The organism is Nostoc sp. EspVER01, assembly GCF_034530635.1.
Taxonomy (GTDB): domain Bacteria; phylum Cyanobacteriota; class Cyanobacteriia; order Cyanobacteriales; family Nostocaceae; genus Nostoc.
This window is the reverse complement of record NZ_JAVRCS010000018.1, coordinates 81,902-97,085: the sequence shown is the minus strand read 5'-3', so window position 1 is coordinate 97,085 and position 15,184 is coordinate 81,902. Positions and strand designations below refer to the sequence as shown.

Annotated in this window: 15 protein-coding genes; 6 read left to right on the top strand and 9 right to left on the bottom strand. The window is 41.3% G+C overall.

Annotated features, from left to right (window positions below):
- Positions 1 to 85: 85 nt before the first annotated feature.
- The 4 genes from RMX69_RS16980 to RMX69_RS16965 form a co-directional block, all read right to left on the bottom strand.
- Positions 86 to 727: a GNAT family N-acetyltransferase gene (locus RMX69_RS16980; RefSeq protein WP_322638157.1), complete on the bottom strand. Its 642-nt coding sequence runs from the start codon at positions 725 to 727 to the stop codon at positions 86 to 88.
- Between the two features lie 63 nt (positions 728 to 790).
- On the bottom strand, positions 791 to 1,603 hold the full coding sequence (locus tag RMX69_RS16975) for a PD-(D/E)XK nuclease family protein (RefSeq protein WP_322638156.1): 813 nt from the start codon (positions 1,601 to 1,603) through the stop codon (positions 791 to 793).
- Between the two features lie 89 nt (positions 1,604 to 1,692).
- On the bottom strand, positions 1,693 to 1,914 hold the full coding sequence (locus tag RMX69_RS16970) for a hypothetical protein (RefSeq protein ID WP_289798207.1): 222 nt from the start codon (positions 1,912 to 1,914) through the stop codon (positions 1,693 to 1,695).
- Positions 1,915 to 1,996: 82 nt separating this feature from the next.
- A complete protein-coding gene (locus tag RMX69_RS16965) occupies positions 1,997 to 2,236 on the bottom strand; it encodes a hypothetical protein (protein WP_289798206.1) in 240 nt (79 codons plus the stop codon).
- A gap of 649 nt (positions 2,237 to 2,885) precedes the next feature.
- Between RMX69_RS16965 and RMX69_RS16960 the strand changes: the two genes are divergently transcribed.
- Positions 2,886 to 6,413 carry an NB-ARC domain-containing protein gene (locus RMX69_RS16960; RefSeq protein WP_322638169.1) on the top strand — a complete coding sequence of 1,176 codons (3,528 nt, stop codon included), beginning with the start codon at positions 2,886 to 2,888 and terminating at the stop codon, positions 6,411 to 6,413.
- Positions 6,414 to 6,476: 63 nt separating this feature from the next.
- On the opposite strand, the gene RMX69_RS16955 is transcribed toward RMX69_RS16960, so the two are convergent.
- The 3 genes from RMX69_RS16955 to RMX69_RS16945 form a co-directional block, all read right to left on the bottom strand.
- Positions 6,477 to 6,680, bottom strand: coding sequence for a hypothetical protein (locus tag RMX69_RS16955; RefSeq protein ID WP_289798204.1), 204 nt, complete (start codon positions 6,678 to 6,680; stop codon positions 6,477 to 6,479).
- 10 nt (positions 6,681 to 6,690) lie between these two features.
- A complete protein-coding gene (gene def, locus RMX69_RS16950; protein ID WP_322638155.1) occupies positions 6,691 to 7,254 on the bottom strand; it encodes a peptide deformylase in 564 nt (187 codons plus the stop codon).
- A gap of 480 nt (positions 7,255 to 7,734) precedes the next feature.
- Positions 7,735 to 8,022, bottom strand: a complete 288-nt coding sequence (locus RMX69_RS16945; protein ID WP_289798202.1) for a Mo-dependent nitrogenase C-terminal domain-containing protein — start codon at positions 8,020 to 8,022, stop codon at positions 7,735 to 7,737.
- A 373-nt stretch (positions 8,023 to 8,395) separates the two neighbouring features.
- Here RMX69_RS16945 and RMX69_RS16940 point away from each other — a divergent pair, with 373 nt between their 5' ends.
- The 3 genes from RMX69_RS16940 (at position 8,396) to RMX69_RS16930 (ending at position 11,719) form a co-directional block, all read left to right on the top strand.
- Positions 8,396 to 9,298, top strand: a complete 903-nt coding sequence (locus RMX69_RS16940) for an ABC transporter permease (protein ID WP_322638154.1) — start codon at positions 8,396 to 8,398, stop codon at positions 9,296 to 9,298.
- 24 nt (positions 9,299 to 9,322) lie between these two features.
- On the top strand, positions 9,323 to 10,135 hold the full coding sequence (locus RMX69_RS16935; RefSeq protein WP_322638153.1) for a DUF3598 family protein: 813 nt from the start codon (positions 9,323 to 9,325) through the stop codon (positions 10,133 to 10,135).
- Between the two features lie 72 nt (positions 10,136 to 10,207).
- Complete coding sequence (locus tag RMX69_RS16930; RefSeq protein WP_322638152.1) at positions 10,208 to 11,719, top strand: BamA/TamA family outer membrane protein; 1,512 nt, start codon at positions 10,208 to 10,210, stop codon at positions 11,717 to 11,719.
- A gap of 105 nt (positions 11,720 to 11,824) precedes the next feature.
- Here the strand turns inward: RMX69_RS16930 and RMX69_RS16925 are convergent, their stop codons facing one another.
- Together RMX69_RS16925 and RMX69_RS16920 are read right to left on the bottom strand one after the other, a co-directional pair.
- Complete coding sequence (locus tag RMX69_RS16925) at positions 11,825 to 12,502, bottom strand: hypothetical protein (RefSeq protein WP_322638151.1); 678 nt, start codon at positions 12,500 to 12,502, stop codon at positions 11,825 to 11,827.
- A gap of 546 nt (positions 12,503 to 13,048) precedes the next feature.
- Positions 13,049 to 13,720, bottom strand: a complete 672-nt coding sequence (locus RMX69_RS16920) for a LuxR C-terminal-related transcriptional regulator (protein WP_322638150.1) — start codon at positions 13,718 to 13,720, stop codon at positions 13,049 to 13,051.
- A gap of 100 nt (positions 13,721 to 13,820) precedes the next feature.
- On the opposite strand from RMX69_RS16920, the gene RMX69_RS16915 reads away from it, so the two are divergent.
- Both RMX69_RS16915 and RMX69_RS16910 read left to right on the top strand, forming a co-directional pair.
- A complete protein-coding gene (locus RMX69_RS16915) occupies positions 13,821 to 14,477 on the top strand; it encodes a DUF3386 domain-containing protein (RefSeq protein WP_322638149.1) in 657 nt (218 codons plus the stop codon).
- A gap of 149 nt (positions 14,478 to 14,626) precedes the next feature.
- Positions 14,627 to 15,136 (top strand): HugZ family protein, encoded by a 510-nt coding sequence (locus RMX69_RS16910; RefSeq protein WP_322638148.1) that lies wholly within the window; start codon positions 14,627 to 14,629, stop codon positions 15,134 to 15,136.
- The last annotated feature ends 48 nt before the right edge of the window (positions 15,137 to 15,184 follow it).

The window sequence follows — 15,184 nt, the reverse complement described above, 5'->3', positions numbered from 1 at the left end:
TATTGAACCACAGAGGCACAGAGAACACGGAGAAACGATCGTCCCAAAATTTTACCCACCTTGAAAGGGCTACTCCTAACTTTTGTTAGGTTGGAGATTGCTCCTCAGTGATTGGAGATTCATTTGCTAGAGGATTGAGAACGACTTCATTAGCTACACTATCAGCTTTACGGGCACGAATTGCTGGACGCGATCGCTTGTAACCGGCTCTTTCAGCTTTTTGGTGTTCGTAATCAATCAATCTGCCATAATATTCATGCTTGCTTAAATTCATAGACAAGAAAATATGCTGGCGAGTATTACCAAAACCTTTGCGACTAAAAAACTTTAATGCTGAAGTATTGGTAGGGTCAGTGTCTACCAACATGAACCGCGCCCCATCTTCAATCATCCGGGCGACGACTTTATCAACCAACTTGTCTGCAACTCCCCGACGCTGATATTTCGGGCTAACTCCCAGCCATAAAATATATCCATAAGTCCAGGATGCTTTGGTGATGATAGTTCCTAAAATGAATCCTGCTAATTCTCCGTCTGTTTCAGCCACAAGACAGTATTCTGGATCGGTGTTGTAAAGTCCAATCACCTCCCATTCATCCCAGGTTCGGTATAAATAAGGGTATAAATCGCTGGTAAATAAGCTTTCTCCCAAGTGATAAACGGGAGCAATGTCATCAATTCCTAATTCGCGTACATAAATTGCTTCAGTTTCGTCAAAGGTTGACATAAATTTACATACTTTTAAAAGTTATAACTTCTTTATACCCCGATTGGATTTTACAAACATCCTCTAATGTATAGGGTTGAGTGAGACTTCTTGAATACTGTCAAAATTTGGCAATGAGTCTTTCACTGCTTCTTCATTAACTTGTATGCGATCGCACCGTTTGGCAAACTGACAATAATCACAGTTTTTACTACCCTCCACCACTTGCGGAAACTGCTGGTTATTTTGGTAATTTTCCAGCCAATTAGTTAACTGACTTAATAGTTGATTAAGTTTCTTTCCTGTTTGTGCGTGTTGAGTAGTACTGTAATTAAATTTAATATTTTGCGGTTTACCCTCAGATTGGACAAACCAATAAGTCATAGAAATCTTTTCTGGCAAATAGTCGCTAGTTTCTGCCAATACATATAGATAAAGCCGTGTTTGCCAGTTGGATTCTAACTTGCGTTTATTGGGTGGTTTAGGATAAGTTTTCCAGTCGAGAATTTGCGCTTGTTGGTTATCTGCAATCAATAAATCATAGATAACTGTGAGCAAATAATCCTGAACTTGCAGAGTGCGGTAGTGTTCGCTTTCACGGAAAGTTTGATTATCAGATGCAGCCGTTAAAATTTCTGGTGCTGCATCAGCAAAACCCAGCATCCAGCTTTGCAGTTGAGCATCTGCTTGCAGAAAACTATCAATTGGCAAACCCATTTCTCGCTGTTGCATTAGCAAGTGAAAACGACTACCCAAAGTTTGCCGTTCTTCTTGTTCTGGATTGGAGGGGGAATTGAGTTTTTCGAGATAGGTATGTTGAAATTTACGCGGACAAGCTTCTAGTAAGTTAAGTTGTCCTTGAGAAAGTCGCAATAGTTGAGTGGGAGTTGACAGCATTCTTCTATTTTAGAAGTAAATTATAATCTGCAACTCACCTTTGGTAGACTATCAGTAAAAAACAGGTATTTTTACTGCCTTCACGTCTGCTATTTCAACTCGTCTCGATCTACCTCATCCTGGCGATCGGAATGTTTACTTTTTCCTTGGGACTTGATTGAGCCAAAGCTGTAGGCTATGGCTATTTTAACGATGTCAAAATATGCCGGGTGATTAGCTTTATTAACGATCGCTAAAGAAATTGACCCTGCCACTAAGATGATTAAAAGTGGCGAAAGTGTTTCTACCCCAGAGCCGTTGTTGTTAGGCATGATATCATCTCCAAGTGAAAAGATTACGAAGCCTTTGGCTGACCTTCACTCAGCTAAAGGCTATTTATGGTCAATATGAGCCTTAACCCCAAGACTCAAACATCATGGCGATCGCAAATAGACAGACTAAAAAAATCGCTATCCTCGTAATCCATGACCGTAGACTTGCCGATAAAAGCATTCCAACGATCGCATTTGCCTCAAAAGTGTGAGACACAACAAAGGCTATTCCCAGCCCCAGCAGCCCCAGCAGAAAATATTTGAATCCTATACAAAACCACTTGAACAACAGATTATCGTTATCTTTGAGACTGGGTTTCATAGTTTTTTCCTGTTTTGAAAGTTGAATCTAGGTAGCAGTTTGCGCTCCCCCGACCACACTAAGGAAACAGCGAATCTCCACAGTTTTGCTCCCACCAAGTCAAGGTAGACAAAAGTCCTACTCCTGAGTGGAGTGGGAATACCAACAAAGGTGGTTTTGATATTTGCGGCTGATGAAAAATTAAGCTCTTTGATGAATTACCAGGGCAATCTGGATATCAAAAATTAGGCGTTCAATGCGCGTAGCAGCACAGAACGCGCATTACGCGCATTGAACCCTCGAAATTCCTACACGCAATTTGTATGCCTTTTTCAGAATTTGCAGTTCCAGTCTTTGCCTTTATGTATTACTCACTAAGTTTCTTTAATTCACCCGTAACCTTACTAAGTCACTGTGGTTTCTACTGTTAAACTCACTATAAAGTAACTAAGTTACTTAGGTCAAGGTAAACTATAAAGAAAATTATCTAAATAGCATAAGATACTATAAAAATGCCTGAAATATCTGGCTAAAGAGGGAAAAGAAAATCAGAAAAACTGTCCCTTATTCGCTGTCCCCTGTTCCCTTCGTCAATGAATGCTCACTTGTTGCAGGAAGATTGACTCACATAGTGAGCTAACATTGGTGTGTAGTGTGTTTTTGTGTGAGTATGAGTGTCATTCCCGAAAACCTTCTTTTGGCTTTAGCCGAAAAACGGTGCTTGTCTAGCAGCGAGATAGAGGTGTTTTTACACGCTGTTGAGGGACAATCGCCAAATGCGATCGCGAAAAAATTGGCAATCAGTGCCGAAGCAGTACGCAAAAGATTGAGCGAAGTTTACAAGAAATTTAATGTTACTGGTAGTGGCCCAGGTAAGCTCACTAAGTTACAGCAAGTTATAGAATCTGAGTATCAAGCATCTTCAGATAATGAGAAATCCATTACCCAAAACCGTCAAGATTGGGGTGAAGCGCCTGGTGTCTGCTTTTTTCGGGGACGCATAGCAGAATTGTCTCAGCTAACGCAGTGGCTCATTAAGGATAACTGCCAACTAGTGGCAATATTGGGAATGGGCGGAATCGGCAAAACTGCTTTATCTGTGAAATTGGCAAAGGAAGTTCAGGAGAATTTTGAGTATTTGATTTGGCGGAGTCTCCGCAATGCGCCACCTGTTGCAGAGATGTTGGCAAACCTGATCGGGTTTTTATCTGATGAGAGAGAAACAGATTTGCCAGAAAGCGTAGATGGTAGAGTAACGCTGCTGATGAATTATTTACGAGAGCATCGTTGTCTTGTGGTATTTGATAACACAGAGACAATTTTACAAGAAGGCGATCGCGCCGGACAATATAGACAAGAATATGAAGATTATGGTCAACTACTTAGTCGGGTAGGGGAAGAACCACATCAAAGCTGTTTGGTGCTGACATCTCGTGAAAAACCAAAAGAATTTGCTCCTTTAGAGGGAGAAGCATCACCAGTCAGAACACTATCGTTACTCGGCTTAGAAAAAACAGAAGGGCAAGAAATTCTCCAAGATAAAGGGTTATTTGGTTCACCACAAGAATGGGCCAAGCTAGTTGAGAAGTATTCCGGCAATCCTTTGGCATTAAAGCTAGTTTCTGAGCCAATTCGGGAGTTATTTGGTGGTGATATTGCTGCTTTTCTGGCTGAAGGAGAGATAATTTTTGGCGACACCCGGAATTTACTAGACCAGCAATTTGAGCGATTGTCAGAGATCGAAAAAGAAATAATTTATTGGCTAGCAATCAAGCGCGAGTTAGTTTCTCTAGACGAATTGCTCAATGATATTGTGCGTCCCTTGACCAAAAGGGAAGTGATGGAGGCGCTAGAATCTCTACGGAGGCGATCGCTAATTGAACAAAGAACAGCACTTTTCACCCTCCAATCTGTGGTGATGGAATATATCACCGACCAACTGATTGAACAGGTTTGTGACGAAATTACCACTTGTAATATTAGATTATTTATCAACCATGCTTTAATGGAAGCGACGGCCAAAGATTATATTAGAAACACTCAGATTACCCTAATTATTAAACCAATTATAGATAGGTTATCAACTATTTTTAGATATGCTAAAAATATTGAACATCATCTATATCAAATTTTATTGTCCCTGCGACAAACTCCCCAAACAGCAGGATATGCAGGTGGAAATCTATTAAATATTCTTTGTCAACTACAAACTGATTTTAGCGGCTATGACTTTTCAAATCTGACCATTTGGCAAGCATATTTACAAAGTGTGAATTTGCATCGGGTGAATTTTGCCAATACCGATTTAGCTAAATGCGTTTTTGCAGAAACATTAGTTAGTATTTCGTCAGTTGCATTTAGCCCGGATGGAAAACTTTTGGCTACGGGTGATGCTGATGGCAAAACTTACTTGTGGCAAGTTGACGATGGAAAGCTACTGTTTACCTGTATTGGACATAGCAGTTGGGTAAAATCAGTTGCTTTCAGTCCCGATGGTCAAACTTTGGCTAGTGGTAGTGATGACCAAACAGTGAAATTATGGGATGTTCGTGATGGTAAATGTCTGAAAACCTTGCACGGACATAGTAATTGGGTTAGGTCAGTTGCCTTTAGTCCTGATGGTCAAACGTTGGCTAGTGGCAGTGAAGACCAAACAGTAAAGTTATGGAATGTCCACATCGGCAAATGTCTGATAACTTTGCAGGAGAACACCAATCGAATTATGTCAGTTGCCTTCAGTCCCGATGGTGAAACTTTAGCTAGTTGCAGTGAAAAGCAAACAGTGAAGTTATGGGATGTTCGTGATGGTAAATGCCTGAAAATTTTGCAGGGACATAGCAGTTGGGTAAGATCGGTTGCTTTTAGTCCCAATGGTGAAATTTTAGCTACTGGCAGTGACGACCAAAGCGTGAAATTATGGGATCTTCGTGATGGTAAATGTCTGAAAACCTTCCAGGGACATACCAATCGGGTATGGTCGGTTGCCTTTAGTCCCGATGGTCAAACTTTAGCTAGCGGTGGTGACGACCAAAGTGTGAAATTATGGGATCTTCGTGATGGTAAATGTCTAAAAACCTTCCAGGGGCATACCAATCGGGTAAGGTCAGTTGCTTTCAGTCCCGATGGTCAAACTTTAGCTAGTGGTAGTGAAAACCAAACAGTGAAGTTATGGAATGTCCAGGATGGTAAGTCCTTGACAACCTTGCAGGGACATAGCAATCGGGTAAGGTCAGTTGCCTTTAGTCCCGATGGTCAAATTTTAGCTAGTGGTAGTGAAAAGCAAACAGTGAAATTATGGGATGTCCGTAACGATAAGTTCCTCAAAATTTTGGAGGGGCATAACAGTTGGGTACGGTCAATTGCCTTCAGTCCTGATGGTCAAATTTTAGCTAGTGGCAGTGAAAAGCAAACAATTAAATTATGGGATGTTCAGACGGGGCAATGCCTGAAAAAATTGCAGGAACATACCAATCGAATTAGATCGGTTGCTTTTAGTCCAAATGGTGAAATTTTAGCTAGCGGCAGTGACGACCAAACGGTGAAATTATGGGATATCTACACCGGAAAATGTCTCCAAACCTTGAAAGGGCATACCAGTTGGGTAAGATCGGTTGCCTTTAGTCCCGATGGTCAAACTTTAGCTAGTGGCAGTGAAAACCAAAGAGTCAGGTTATGGGATATTTATACAGGAAAATGTCTCCATATTTTGGAGGGGCACAGCAATCGGATCAGATCGGTTACTTTCAGCCCAGATGGCCAAACTTTAGCTAGTGGCAGTGATGACCAAACAGTGAAGTTATGGGATGTTTTCATGGGCAAGTGCTTCACAACCTTGCAAGAACATACTAATCGAATTTGGTCAGTTGCCTTTAGTCCCGATGGTCAGACTTTAGCTAGTGCCAGTGAAGACCAAACGATAAAATTATGGGATGTCTATAATGGCAAGTGCCTGAAAACTTTGCAGGGGGCTAATTGGGTAAAGTCAGTTGCCTTTAGTCCCAATGGTCAAACTCTGATTTGTGGTAGCCAAGATGAGACAATTAAGCTTTGGGATGTATCGACGGGTAATTGCCTAAGAATACTGCGATCGCCACGACCCTATGAAAAAATGAATATCACCGGGGTTACAGGATTAACCGCAGCGCAGTTAGTGACGCTCAAAGCTTTAGGCGCAGTGGAAAATGGAGAGCAAAAATAAAAGGTAAAAGAATGAATTTTGCCTTTTTCCTTCATCCTTTTACCTTTTTTATGTACCTGATGCTTATTTCATGTTAGCCCGTGCGTCCTTCACTGCGGCAAAGAAAAATAATCCGGTGAGTGGAATGCTTAATACCAGGATAATTGCCGTGGCTGTCACACCAAAGTCTGGTTGTCCGTAACCGAGTTCAAAAATCGAACCAACGGCTGCGATCGCACTTACACAAGAACCACCGAGAAATAAACTGCTTTTTGGAGTTAAATACACTATTGCCCCCCTATGCTATTGGTTTCACCGCTTGATACGAGAAGCCATTCTTAGATAGCTCCTGGGCTAAAGTCAAGGAGTTTTCTACACGGTCTACAAATACCACGCCGTTAAGGTGATCCATCTCGTGCTGAATGCATCGTCCCAGGAGGTCATTAGCCTTCAATGTCCGAGGACGACCGTACTCGTCTTTATAGGCGATTTCCACGACTTCGGGGCGCTTCACGTCTAAATATACGTTGGGAATACTCAAGCATCCTTCTTGGGCAACAGAGGTATCGCGGCTGACTTGTTTAATGGTGGGGTTAATCAACACCAAAGGCTGATTAGCTGCGTTCTCTGGTTCCAGGTCGATGACAATTAATTGTTTGTGAATTCCTACTTGGGGTGCAGCCAAACCAATGCCATCATTGCTGTACATAGTTTGCAGCATTTCACGCACTATTTGGCGAAGTTCGTCATCAACTTTAGAAATCCGCTTTGCAGCTTGACGCAGCACGCGATCGCCTAAATAATGAAGCTCCAATGGTGGATTTTTTAACTTTTTTTTCTCGACAGCAATTTCAGAGGGCATGAGTCTCGATGGCTAGATGGTGAAAATTCCTACTATTTTCATTCTATCAATCTCAGTTAGAGGATGTTTAAAAAGTCCTGGAGTATACCAAAAACCCATTTGCCATTTCTCTTTTTGCTTGCCTAACGGCAGGCTGATGCCAAGAGGGAGAGGCTGTGAAACCCTTACTTTATCCTCAGTAAGGTTTGCTAGGGGGTTAGGTCTCCGAGGTTGTATTGTTAGCAATAATACTTTTTAAACATCATCTTAGACGTAGTACCAATCTCCAAAATAATTAGTGTGAAGTCACGTTGCACCATACTTGAAGCGATCCTTTTATCGAGGCTGACATCATTCAACAGTACTTTTAAATGTGAAATTGATTGTCAGTCGTTTACCAGCCTATTTCTGATTCACATCTGATTGCAACTAGGATTCCTATACAATTTTTCTTAGTAAAAAGATTTTTCCAATCTATTTTTGATTGATGGAAACCTATGTTTAGCAATATTTTCTGGCATCCTCACCACATTCATTGACTAAATATAATAAACACTTAAAACGAAGACCAACTATCTGTTCATAAAGAGGGTTCAATTTACATAAAGGTGGAATGTGAAGCAGAGTCCGACCGAAAAGTTTAACAGTTCTTTCAAAAGGGCAATTGGAAGGAATTATTTTGCACAATAGTCTGGCTAGATTAGAATTATGTATTTCTACGGACTCAAGCTGATAGCGGATCTGGTTTAAGAAGCTATTGTCCAAATTGGCTTTATTTAATGAGTTCATGGTTCAACTTTCCTTCCATCAATCTGTTTCTCCCTATCAAATTACTACGATCCCCAGAGAAAAACATCGTATAAATACTAAACTATTTCCCCACTTTTTTGAGGTCAGTTTAAAGAACCGTAGAATTGCTTAGACACTAGAACAGCTAGCCAATTACTATCAATAACTGTTAAAAGCAATAGTGAATATATCTGTGGCAAATGGCATGAATATCAGGTAAATGGTCAAGGCAGCAGGAAGGAAGTAGCAATAGATAAAAGCTGATGTATTGGCAAACTTTGCACCATTGACTATAAATAGTGGTGTTATTGACGCAAAGACGCAAAGGCTGAACTTATTGCTTTGGCGTTAAGTTCAAATTTTGAGGTGATGTGTGTTTAAATCTTTCACGAAGCTTGACTATCTGCTGAAAGAAACTTTCCTCGGTTTACTGCGGGGAGGTTGGATGAATTGGGCTGCTGTCAGTACTGTGACGGTGTTACTGTTTTTATTCGGCTTGAGTTTGCAAACCTCTTGGCAAGTCGAAAAACTTCTCTATCAGTTTGGTAGCCAGCTAGAAGTATCAGTTTATCTCGAACCGGATACGCAAATCGAAAGTATTGAGCCACTAATCGCAAAAATGCCAGAGGTGGCGGCAATAAAAACCATTACCAAAGAAGAAGCTTGGACTAAGTTAGTTAAGGAAATGAGAATTTCTGATATTGAGGGTGCTACCCAGCAGCTAGGTGAGAATCCTCTGGTTGATGAGATGAAGGTGAAAGCACGTAATTCTCAAGTTGTACCAACCTTAGCAACACAGTTGGCTAAATTACGAGGAGTTGAGACGGTGCAGTATGTCGATGAAGCAGTTAAACGCATTGCCCAGTTGCATCGGGGTCTGAACTGGATTACTTTAACAATTACGATGATTCTGACTTTAACAGCGATCGCAGTGACTACCACCACAATTAGGCTGATTGTCATGGCGCGTCGCCAGGAAATTGAAATTATGCAATTAGTGGGAGCGACTTCTGTTTGGATTTACCTCCCGTTTATTCTACAAGGAATTGCCTTTGGTTTGGTTGGTGGTGCGATCGCTTGGAGTTTCATTTCTGTGATTCAACAGTTTCTCGGTAAGTTGCTAGTCAATCAACCTGAGTTTATCCAAGTCATCACCAACAGAGTGCAACTCACTCCAGCAGAAATTTTATTATTGCCCCTGATTCTTTTGAGTTTCGGTGCAGGTGTAGGATTAATGGGGAGCTTATTTGCTGTCCGACGTTTTGCTAAAGGATAGTCATTGACAAATGACAAATGACAAATGACAAAATCACAATGGGAATGTTTTTTGCAGAATCTGGGTGTTTGGGAAGGTTCATTTACGAATTTTTCTCCCCAAGGAACACTTTTGAATGATACTCCTAGTCGTCTTTCCCTAGAACATTTGAATAATAGCCAGAAAGTGCGCCTAACTCTGAGCCGTTCGGGACAAGATGTAATCAGAGACTTTAATACCGTGGGAGGGGGTCTGCTATTTTTTGAAAATGGTTCATTTTCTGAAGGTTTAATTCAGCTAGGGCCATTTTCCGAATTTGGTGGAGAACTCGCTTTTGTTCATGAAAATCGTCGCTTGCGTCTAGTGCAACTGTTTGATAATACTGGTCAGCTAAAGGAATTAATCTTAATTCGAGAACATCTCTCTGGAACCCCAGCAGATGAACGTCCAACTTTACAGATAAATGATTTGTTGGGAGAATGGCAAGGTCAAGCAGTAACAATATATCCAGATTGGCGATCGCCTGATACTTACTCTACAACTTTAAAATTACAACTAGATGAGACTGGGCGATTAATTCAAAGTACCTCTTTTGGCGATCGCACAATTACCTCAACTGCTACCATCAAAGGCCCCATTGTTCTCTTTGACCAAGATCCCCAAAAGCAGGTGCAAGTATTATTTTTACCAGATGGCGCTTCTGCGACATCACCTGTCAAAGTGCAGTTACGCCAACCATTTTTTATCGAAGCGGGTTGGTTAATCCAGCCAAACCTACGCCGACGGATGATTCGCAGCTACAACGAGAAAGGCGAATGGGTTAGTTTGACATTAGTTACTGAAGAAAGAAAGCTTTGATCTCATGTCCACTTGATTACTTGTCAAATATTTAACTGTTGCCAAAATGTGGGTAATGACAAAGCTTTATTTATGTATATTCAAATAGCTGTAGTTGCGATCGCAGTCATCTTAATAGCTGGAGAAAATCTAGAGGCCGTTGCAGACTCGCAATCTTCTACTGAAGATGGCCCTAGTAGTATTGTGGCAACAAAACCAACTTTAGAGATAGAAGGAGGGTATGCAAAATATGGTGACTATATCGGATTAACTCCAGTAGATAATCAGTCTACCGAGTTTTCTCAAAGAATTGTCAAAGACATCCAAATTCGTTTTGTTAATAACAAAGATCAATTACTCAATGACAAAGGTCAGCCGATTAAAGGACGGACTCAAAAAGAATTTATCATTGGTCTGCTGAAACTCAAACCTGGTGAAGTATTCCGTGAAGATTTACTAGAAGCAGACTTGCAACGATTGCGGAGATTAGAGTCATTTAATGAAGTCAATGTTTATCGACAAGAAGATGCCAATAGCGTTAATCTTATCTATGAAATTAAAGAGCGTAACTTCCCTTCTCTAATTTTAGGAGGTGGTAACAACGACGATGTTGGATTATACGGTCGAGTAGGTTATAGAGATGAAAATATCAGCGGTCTTAACGATAAATTAGATACAACTGTGCAAATCAGCGGTAAAGATGTCCAATTTAATGGTCAGTTTACTAGTCGTTATCGTCCTCAAGAACCAAACCGCTTAGGCTACAGCATCAGAGCTTTTCGTACTCGTAATACATCAGGAACTTTCAACGACGATATCAGATTGTCTAACGGTGACAAGGTACGCGAGGGAAGGTTTGGCGGTTCTGTGGGAGTTTTAAAATCTTTTGATGAGTGGGATGCAGCTATAAGTTTGAACTATACCAGAATTAGCCTACGCGATCGCGACTATAAAGTTTCACAGGTTGATAGTTTAGGGAATCCTTTATCTCTTAGCGGTACTGGTATTGATGACTTATTTACAGTATTATTTTCTGTATCCAAAGATCAACGCGATCGCCGAGAAAATCCGACTCAAGGATCGATTCTGACTCTCAGCACAGAACAAGCAATTCCCATTGGACTGGGTAATATTTCTAGCAACCGCCTACAGGGAGATTATATTCAGTATTTACCAGTCAGTTGGATCGGTAATGGTAGACCAACTGACAATCCAGAAATGTTGGCGATTAATTTCCAAATTGGTACGACTATTGGAGACTTTCCACCAGCTGATGCTTTTAATATTGGTGGACTAGATTCTGTTAGGGGTTACGGTTATGGAAAAGTTGCCAGTGGTCGGAGTTATGGTTTAGCTTCTGTGGAATATCGTTTCCCAATTTCTTACTCAATTGGAGGAGTTCTTTTTACTGACTTCGCCTCAGATTTCGGGTCTAGCGAAACCGTGCTAGGAGAACCAGGAGTGCTACGAGATAAACCCGGAAGTGGCTTTGGTTACGGCTTAGGATTGCGCGTCAAGTCATCCTTTGGGCTGATTCGAGGTGATTTAGGAATTAGCGACCGAGGAGAACTTAGATTTGAAGTTACAACAGGTCAGCGATTTTAATGGGTGGCGGAAAAGTTATAGAAAACTACTGAGTATTACTTAATAACACACTCAGGGCTGCTTGAGTGTGTCTAGTCCAAAAGGACATAATCAAGATATTGGAGATTAATTGCACATTTGTAACGTGCGGCGATCGCTAGCTGCGATCGAATTTAACTGATAAAAGTCTTGCAGAGCCAGGGAGTAAGCATAAGAATTTGACTCATCCTCACCAACCTTGGGCAGTCTATTGCTTGTAGCTACCTGATTCGATTGATTAGAGTTGGCTTCATTTGACGAACTATTAACCGTCATCGCCAACTCACCTGATGGGTTGATTGTACCCTGAAAACAATTAAACTCTGATTGGGGCATATACAAAGCACCCGTTACCTTATTCTGCTGCTTTTGAAATATGATATAACCTTGACCAAGCTGGTTTGGTTTTGGGGATTGGCCATAGAGGTAAATCCCATCTTTTACAGGAAAACTTGCTTTTGGTAAAACTCTTGCACTTTTTGTAATTCCCCCATCGCCTGGAACCAGTGCTGTGATTGTAGGTACTGTTTTATCGCCTCCAGAAGCCGCATTAAGTTGACTTCTCTGCTCTCGAACTTTTCTCAGCTGCGACAAAAGAGAGTTTTCGGAGGTTTTCTGAATCCGAGCCGATGATAATCGAGAATCTGTAAATGATATTACTTGAGTCTGCTTGGCTAGAAAGCCCAAACCGAGAAGTAAGCCTAAGCCCGCGAGGGGAATTCCCCACTTTCGGGGAGATAATAACTGATGAAGGTTGTTAAGCACCCTACTTCTCCTGTTAAAAAACTAACTAAGTTCTCTAGAACTTACTTAAATCATAACTAAGTCTTAATTGTCAAAGACTTTATTTACGACTTATATTACTATTGTCCAAAAAAGAAAACTGTCAAAAACAAAAGTTTTTATTGGATTTCATTCTACAATCTTAGATTACCATCAGTTAGAGTCTTTATAACAGAAGGTAGGAGGCAGTGTTTTGACTATGCTCAACAACCAAGCAGGGGGCCGGTGGTCACTGAGCTTGTCCTGAGCGTAGCCGAAGGGCGTAGTCGAAGTGAGGCAGTGTTTCGACTACGCTCAACAACCAAGCATGAGCAACCCACCTTTAACAAGCGTGAGATTAAAGTAAGAAGAATTGTATCTCGCTACACTCTACTCAATACAATTCTTGTTTTAAAACTGGATTTTATACCCAGAATTAAAGTTTTCATATCCAGTCCGGCTGATAGTTCTAATTCCCGAATATACGCACAAAGCCCAAAAACCTCTCCCTGGTTGTTGAGCGTAGTCGAAACACTACCCCTGCCCCCTTCAAGAAACTTGTATATCTTGTAGCTTTGCCACCATTTCTGCACGCGCCGAAACCTTCAACTTCCGAAACATCCTCTTTAAAGCTTGTTTGACGGAATTTTGCGTAATCCAAAGTTTTTCTCCGATTTCCGCATTCGTTAACCCCTGCGCCACCAAATCAGCAATTTCTAACTCACGCGTTGTTAAAGGACTAACTAAAAGGGAATTGGATATTTTGGGTTTTGTCCGTAGGGTTGCCATTTTTGCTGACAAATGAATACATAAAGCGCTCAAGTCAGCTAAATCGTTACCATTAAAGGCAGGATTTCCCTTGTCACGTGCCAAGTTAAGGGTTCCGACAAGACGACCATCGCAAACAATTGGCCCGGTCATCACGTGTTCGTGGTCGGAACGCGAACAAAAATGCTTCCAGTCTCCTGGCGATAATAATAACTGTTCGTGGGCGGGAGCATGACGCTCAACCACGTAGCGCCCCACTGGATTGCTCTCTAAGCATACTGCTGGAATGCCTGGAACATTAATCTCAGTGGTTGGCTGCTCATCAAGGAGATAAATACCCCAATTTTGCACGCCAAAATGCTCGCTAATTTTATCCGTGAGAGCGAGTCTTAACTCTTGCTCATTCTGGACATTAGCGATCGCATGAAATACAGCGTGTAGAGAATTAGCCATAAGTGTACCCAGTTGGGGACTATCCAAGCCTCAACAATTACTTCTATGCTAATACCAAGGAAACTAAAACGCTAATTACAGTAGCGACTAGGAGAAGCACATGACAGTTACACAACTCTCTGCTCAGGAACTTTTCCGGGCTGCTTATGAAAACCGCTATACTTGGGACAAGAATTTCCCTGGTTATACTGCAAATATTACCTATAAGCATGATGATAAAGTGTTTACAGGCAAAGTTATCATCACTGCCAATCTCAAAGCCGAAGTTTTGGATGTAGATGATGAGTCAGCCCAGAAAGCAATTCATGGTCAAGCCTGGGAGATAGCAATTCACCGCGTCCGCCGCAGCTTTGAAGACACCCACAGCGCCAATACGTTTACCTATGGTAAAACTGACGAAACTGGTGCGGTTGAACTTTTAATGGGTGGTAAGGCTGAAGGCGATAAATACAAAGTCCGCAATAATGAAGTCTGTCATGTTCACCGTCTAATCCACGGTACTTACGTCACCATTGACACCTTCAGCAGTCACGACACTGGCGAAGGCTACCTGTCTCACCGCTATGACTCTGTGTACCATGACCCCAAAACTGGGGAACAAAAGGGTGGTAGAAGCGAATTTGTTGATGAGTATGAAAAAGTTGGCGACTATTTCATCCTAAATCGTCGGGAGATTCGCACCGAGACAGCAGGACAATTTTCTACTCAGGAATTTATTTTCTCTGACATTAAATTGTTGGAACCTGTTGCTGCTTAAGCAGTATTCTATAATCCAAAAATTTAGCGATCGCTCCCTTTAACTAAAGAGCGATCGCTTTCTTTTTTGAGCTTTGTATGGGTCGTAGATATCGCTCAATCACGTTAGGATACTTAATTAGGTGTTCCTAATCGAGCAGTAATTTACTTATGAGTCAACTTGAAAACATTCAAACTGAGTACGAGAAATTTCCTGAAGCGTTTGAGAGCGTAATCATTAGCACTGTGAGCGCAAAGGCAATACCTAATGCTAGTTATGCTCCATTTGTAATGGATGATTCTAAGAATATCTATATTTACGTTAGTGGTCTTGCGATTCATACCGCAAATCTCTATGCCAACCCTCATGTTAGTGTTTTGTTTATCGAGGATGAAGCTAAGACTAATCAAATTTTTGGCCGTAGCCGTTTGAGTTTTGATTGTACGGCAACTTTAATAGAGCGTGAAACAGACAAGTGGAATCAAATTGTTGAGAAATTTCAAGGACGGTTTGGTCAAATTATCGAAATTTTGCGCGGCTTGCCTGATTTTCGGATTTTCCAGCTAACCCCCCGTGAAGGTCGTTTTGTCGTCGGTTTTGGGGCAATCTATGATATTGGCGGTGATAACCTGCACCAGCTTGTTCCGGTAACAGCAGATGCCGACAAAAAGCAAGGTTAACAATTCAAGATTCAAGTTGTAAGCTGTTCCACATTTAAATTGCATATA

Bases quoted from the DNA above. Each gene is read 5' to 3' on its own strand.
- RMX69_RS16980 (WP_322638157.1), bottom strand. From the start codon at position 727: ATGTCAACCTTTGACGAAACTGAAGCAATTTATGTACGCGAATTAGGA.
- RMX69_RS16975 (WP_322638156.1), bottom strand. From the start codon at position 1,603: ATGCTGTCAACTCCCACTCAACTATTGCGACTTTCTCAAGGACAACTT.
- RMX69_RS16970 (WP_289798207.1), bottom strand. From the start codon at position 1,914: ATGCCTAACAACAACGGCTCTGGGGTAGAAACACTTTCGCCACTTTTA.
- RMX69_RS16965 (WP_289798206.1), bottom strand. From the start codon at position 2,236: ATGAAACCCAGTCTCAAAGATAACGATAATCTGTTGTTCAAGTGGTTT.
- RMX69_RS16960 (WP_322638169.1), top strand. From the start codon at position 2,886: ATGAGTGTCATTCCCGAAAACCTTCTTTTGGCTTTAGCCGAAAAACGG.
- def (WP_322638155.1), bottom strand. From the start codon at position 7,254: ATGCCCTCTGAAATTGCTGTCGAGAAAAAAAAGTTAAAAAATCCACCA.
- RMX69_RS16945 (WP_289798202.1), bottom strand. From the start codon at position 8,022: ATGAACTCATTAAATAAAGCCAATTTGGACAATAGCTTCTTAAACCAG.
- RMX69_RS16935 (WP_322638153.1), top strand. From the start codon at position 9,323: ATGACAAAATCACAATGGGAATGTTTTTTGCAGAATCTGGGTGTTTGG.
- RMX69_RS16930 (WP_322638152.1), top strand. From the start codon at position 10,208: ATGTATATTCAAATAGCTGTAGTTGCGATCGCAGTCATCTTAATAGCT.
- RMX69_RS16920 (WP_322638150.1), bottom strand. From the start codon at position 13,720: ATGGCTAATTCTCTACACGCTGTATTTCATGCGATCGCTAATGTCCAG.
- RMX69_RS16915 (WP_322638149.1), top strand. From the start codon at position 13,821: ATGACAGTTACACAACTCTCTGCTCAGGAACTTTTCCGGGCTGCTTAT.
- RMX69_RS16910 (WP_322638148.1), top strand. From the start codon at position 14,627: ATGAGTCAACTTGAAAACATTCAAACTGAGTACGAGAAATTTCCTGAA.